General features: G+C 73.0%; 1 protein-coding gene. It reads left to right on the top strand.

Annotated elements, in window-relative coordinates:
- Positions 1-171 precede the first annotated feature (171 nt).
- Positions 172-1,226: amino acid adenylation domain-containing protein (locus AC068A_RS37335; RefSeq protein ID WP_478590748.1), on the top strand; the 1,055-nt coding region annotated here is incomplete at its 3' end.

Genomic DNA, 1,226 nt, shown 5'->3' on the forward strand with positions numbered 1-1,226 from the left:
TCCTGGCCGGTCCGTGGCAAGGGGGGTGGGTAAAAGCCCCCCCCCGCCGGAAGTGTACGTGCCCCCCCCCCCCCCCCCGGGCCGGCCCCCCCCCCCCCCCCCCCCCCCGGCACGGACCGGCACGAGTCCGAGCCGCCACGGCGGTCGCACCCGCAGGACCTCGCCTACGTCATATACACCTCTGGTTCCACCGGCCGTCCCAAGGGCGCCATGGTTCACCGCGCGGGCATGGCCAACCACCTCCAGGCCAAGATCGAGGACCTGGCCTTCGGGGCCGCGGACTCCCTCGTCCAGAACGCCCCGCTCACCTTCGACGTTTCCGTCTGGCAGATGCTTGCGCCCCTCGCCGTGGGCGGCCGCGTCCGCGCGGTCGGCGCCGGGACGGCTGCCGATCCCGCAGCACTCTTCGGGGTCGCCGAGGAGGAGGACATCTCGGTCCTCGAAGTAGTCCCCTCGCTGCTGCGCGCGACACTGGACCAGTGGGACGACGGGCTGCCCACACCCGCATTGGGTGATCTCAGGCACCTGATGGCCACCGGGGAGGACCTGCCGGCCGACCTCTGCCGGCGCTGGTTCGAGCGCTACCCCCACATACCCATCACCAACGCCTACGGTCCCGCCGAGTGCTCCGACGACGTCGCGCACGCCCTGATCACCGCAGGCCCCCTTTCCGACACCCGGCCCGTTCCCATCGGCTCGCCGGTCCGCAACACCCAGCTCCACGTACTGGGCGACCGGCTGGAGCTCGTACCGGTCGGCGTCGAGGGCGACCTCTACGTGGGCGGCACCGGCGTCGGCCGCGGATACCTCGGAGACCCGGCGAAGACGGCCGCCGCCTTCGTCCCCGATCCCTTCTCGGGCATCCCCGGCAGCCGGATGTACCGCACCGGCGACCGCGCCCGCCGCCGCACGGACGGCAGGCTGGAGTTCCTGGGGCGGCAGGACCACCAGGTCAAGATCCGCGGCCGCCGGGTCGAGCTCGGGGAGGTGCAGGCCTGCCTGCGCACCGCCCCGGGCGTGTCCGACGCGGTGGTACTGCTCGTGCCGACGCCCGAGGGCGAACCGCAGATGGCCGGCTACGTCGCGGGCAAGGCGGACCCGCAGACCGTGCGTGCTCATGCCATGGGACTCCTGCCGGAGTTCATGGTGCCGGCGGTGGTGGTGGTGCTGGAGGCGCTGCCGTTGTCGGTGAACGGGAAGGTCGATCGTGCGGCGCTGCCGGTTCC

Source organism: Streptomyces sp. NPDC043854, from assembly GCF_056436005.1.